This window comes from Clostridium sp. UBA6640, from assembly GCF_002455975.1.
GTDB lineage: Bacteria > Bacillota > Clostridia > Clostridiales > Clostridiaceae > Clostridium_J.
The window spans coordinates 5003-8864 of the sequence record NZ_DKLM01000067.1 but is presented as its reverse complement, the minus strand read 5'-3'; the positions used below and the strand labels follow the sequence as shown (position 1 = coordinate 8864).

3 protein-coding genes are annotated in these 3862 nt (G+C 29.8%); 2 read left to right on the top strand and 1 reads right to left on the bottom strand.

Features of this window, described 5'->3' with window-relative positions; all coding sequences use genetic code 11:
- Positions 1–287: 287 nt before the first annotated feature.
- Complete coding sequence (murD, locus tag B2W91_RS07085) at positions 288–1577, top strand: UDP-N-acetylmuramoyl-L-alanine--D-glutamate ligase (protein ID WP_291579695.1); 1290 nt, start codon at positions 288–290, stop codon at positions 1575–1577.
- 502 nt (positions 1578–2079) lie between these two features.
- Here murD and B2W91_RS07080 read toward each other — a convergent pair.
- Complete coding sequence (locus tag B2W91_RS07080) at positions 2080–3021, bottom strand: GNAT family N-acetyltransferase (RefSeq protein ID WP_291579694.1); 942 nt, start codon at positions 3019–3021, stop codon at positions 2080–2082.
- A gap of 425 nt (positions 3022–3446) precedes the next feature.
- On the opposite strand from B2W91_RS07080, the gene B2W91_RS07075 reads away from it, so the two are divergent.
- Positions 3447–3635, top strand: coding sequence for a hypothetical protein (locus B2W91_RS07075; protein WP_291579693.1), 189 nt, complete (start codon positions 3447–3449; stop codon positions 3633–3635).
- Positions 3636–3862 lie beyond the last annotated feature (227 nt).

The following is a 3862-nucleotide window of genomic DNA, read 5'->3' as shown; positions in this document are numbered from 1 at the left end:
AATCTTCCTTGGAAGATTACTTTTTTACTTTAATGCTAATTTTACATGAAGATTAAAAAATTTAATTTTAATAATTATTACATTTTAGAGTTATAATCTTGATAGAATATTAATTGATGTAGTCATCTAGAACTATACTAGAAATAGGTACAGCTTTTATATTAAGTGCTAATTACTGATTTAATTCACGTTATGAAGTAAAGATACTGTATTATAAGTAAAATGAGATATATTCCATAAGTATAAATGTAGGTGGTATAACAAGGTAAGCAAAAGGAGAGGGTAAAATGACTAATAGTAAAAAAGTTTTTGTCCTAGGTATGGCTAGAAGTGGCTATGAGGCAGCAAAGTTACTAGCTAGTAAAGGCTATGAAGTTACTGTTAATGATGCTAAAACCGATCAAAACATAGAGGAAATAGATGAGTTACAATCTCTAGGGGTCAAAATTGTCCTAGGAAGTCACCCTGAGGATTTGTTTGATAGTACATTTGAGATGATAGTTAAGAATCCAGGTATTTCAAATACACATAAATACATAGAAAAAGCACATAAATTCAATATACCTGTTATTAATGAAATGGAAGTAGCTTTTCACTATTTTCCAAAAGACATCACAATTATTGGTGTTACAGGAACTAACGGTAAAACAACTACAACAATATTGATTTATGAATTCTTAAAAAAGGCATCAAAGAACGTGTTTTTAATGGGGAATATAGGATATCCAGTATGTTCTTTTGTGTCTAAATTAAAGAATAAAGACATTGCTGTAATGGAAGTGTCAGATCATCAGCTATGCAATGTGCTAGATTTTAAAACAAATATATCAGTTTTAACTAATTTATCAGAAGCACATCTTGATTTTCATGGTTCATACGAGATTTATAAAAACATAAAAAAAGAATTTTCAATCATCACACTAAAAGTGATNNACATAGAATCTACTAAAAAATATTTTTCATCTAGTTCCATAAATAAATTAGGTTGCTCAATAATTGAGGGGCATATTTGCTATAACAACGATAAAATAATAGCTTTAGATGAAGTGAAAATTAAAGGAAGACATAATTATGAAAACGCTATGGCAGCTATTACGGTTGTTAAAGAATTAGGCGTAGATAATAGTGTTATTGCTAGTGTTTTAAAAACTTTTAGTGGTGTAGAACATCGAATGGAATATGTTAGAACCATAAATAATATAGATTTTTATAACGACTCTAAAGCTACTAATGTAAGGTCAACTCAAATGGCTTTAGCATCATTTGCAAAACCAACAATATTATTATTGGGTGGCTTAGATAGGGGACATAGCTTTGCTGAACTCAAGGATTATTTAATAAACGTAAAATTAATTGTAACTTATGGTGAAGCAAAGATGAGGATAAATGATTTCGCTATGGATTGTGGTATTCCTTGTAAAGTTGTTAATACCCTGAAAGATGCTACAGAGATAGCCTATAGTTCATCAGATGAAGGGGATGTTGTTCTTCTAAGTCCTGCATGTGCTGCTTGGGATCAATTTAAAGATTTTGAGGTTCGGGGAAATATGTTTAAAGAGTATGTAAAGAATTTATAGGAAGGAATGGNNCACCTCTGGGGAACAGTAGTGAAGCCCGTTAGGGTTCCCCTGAGGTGCAGTATAGGTCGGAACAACACCGAAAATTTTAATTAATATTAATGAAGATAAGCAATATAACTAAAATATTCTTTAATGATGTAGTTATTGTGCCACACTATACTGCACCCCAGGGGTGGAAGTTAATTCTTTTAAATAGATTTTTTACTAGCAATACAATTGCAAGTTTCTTTGTAGGGGCGAACAGTGTTCGCCAGCTATTTTTGCATATATAACGTCATCAAATGTTACAACTAAAATTATATGAATATGTTTTGGTTTATGGAGAACACTGTTCTCCGCTACAACTAGTCAATTCTAAATTTCTCAGATTTTACTGAGAAATATCCACAATTGTGCATTAATCTAAAAGTTGTGAATTAATATATCAAACTGTAACTTATATTCAGACATACATTAAATTTTAGAGTGGTTTATCTATAATAAGCTTCTTAAATAAACCCTACTCAAATTTCTTATATAAAGCAACACTTTGTACTCCAGGGAAAAATCCCATTTTATAATATAATGCTTCCGCAGCATTGCCAACTGTTACATCTAACTTTGTTGCTGGTGATATGTCTTTTAAAACAGTTAATGCCCTCTTTATCATGCTTTCAGCAATACCATGTCCCCTATAAGCTGGCTTTACTCCTATTTGGTTAATCGTAGAGAACTCATTGCTATCCTCTTCATTTTTCCCAGCTAAACATACCCCTATTAATTCATTAGTATTTCTATCATAAACTAATGTAGAAGCCTGTAAACTATTTGTAGCAATATACCTTTCTAAAAACATCTTAGAGTATTCGATCTCATCTTCTAGGGTGTTATTAGAAAATTCTTCATAATGGATGCCGCCTTTATATGATTCATATAATACTTTTCCTACCTCGACAGCATCCTTAATTGTAGGTGTTTTAATAATCAAGTCTTCCCTCCACTGAATATCATCAAATATCTCTGTTGGACGGATCATCATTCTTCTGACAAAACGTCTCCTATATCCAAGCATATTATAATAATGAACATCTCTTGGATGTATCATATATAAAAAGATACTTTTATTTTTATCTGACCATTGTAGTAATGCATTATCTAATTCGCTAATTATTGAAAATTTGTCTACTGTATATGGTGGTTCTACAAAAATTTGTGCTGAGAAATTTGGCTCTATTACTACTCCACCAACTCTTTTATTATTCTTGAAAATCCAAAATCTATGGCAATCATCCCCATCTGTATCATGTGATAGTTTGTCCCAACTATATGTAAACTCCTCATCTACACCTACATATATGGCATAATGTATGCCAAACTCAGCTTCATTAGCTCTTATAAGCATAAATCCATTATTTAGCAGGTATTGTTCTTTTCTCTCTTCCCACTTCTCAATGTTTTTCACTTTAAATTCCCCCTTATATGCATTTAAAAGATATATTTATTATAACTGATTGGAACATACTAGAAAAGATAGGTAATATTTCTATATTGTTCTTTACATAAAAAAGCTGCTCCTTTATAGATACAGCTTTTAATTTTATTATCTTAGTTGTTTTAATTAATATCATTAAAATAAATTCCATGGTTATAACTTACTACCCCTAATATAGACTAATTTCTTGCATTTACTATACAGCTTAAATGATATACTTCTATTTTCCTTCCAATACAAGAACAAAAGTTTATAATCTTTCGATGCCTGCTGACATTTAAGGAATAGTCACTGTTTTAGAGTAGCTTTTAAAAGGGGAATTTTAGGTGATAAATTATAGAAAGTTTGAATATATTATTATGAATTAATCAAAAAACAGGATGAGGAGAATAAATATGTATTTATCAATACCAAAAATATTTTTTATTACAGCTAAGTATATAGATAAGGAGCTTCTTGATATTGAAGAAATAAAAATATTACCAAATAATACTTCTAATTATGGGTTTAAGAAGCAATTAGATGTAGTAGAAGATGAGTTTATAAAAATTATTAAAAATAATATTTATAATTTTTTTTGCTAGTGTAAAAAATATAATTTTAGTATTATCAGTAAATAAAATCCAATGGTTAGCATATATATGTAATGTAAATAATTATATTTGAGGTTTATCGTGGAAAATCAAAAAAGGTCGCTAGAAAATAGTATGGATAAGGATGAAATGAAAGAAATAATGCAGATGATGTGTATCATGACTATGGTGCAATCAATGCAAGGTATGAAGGCAATGCAAGGCATGGATGGAATGCA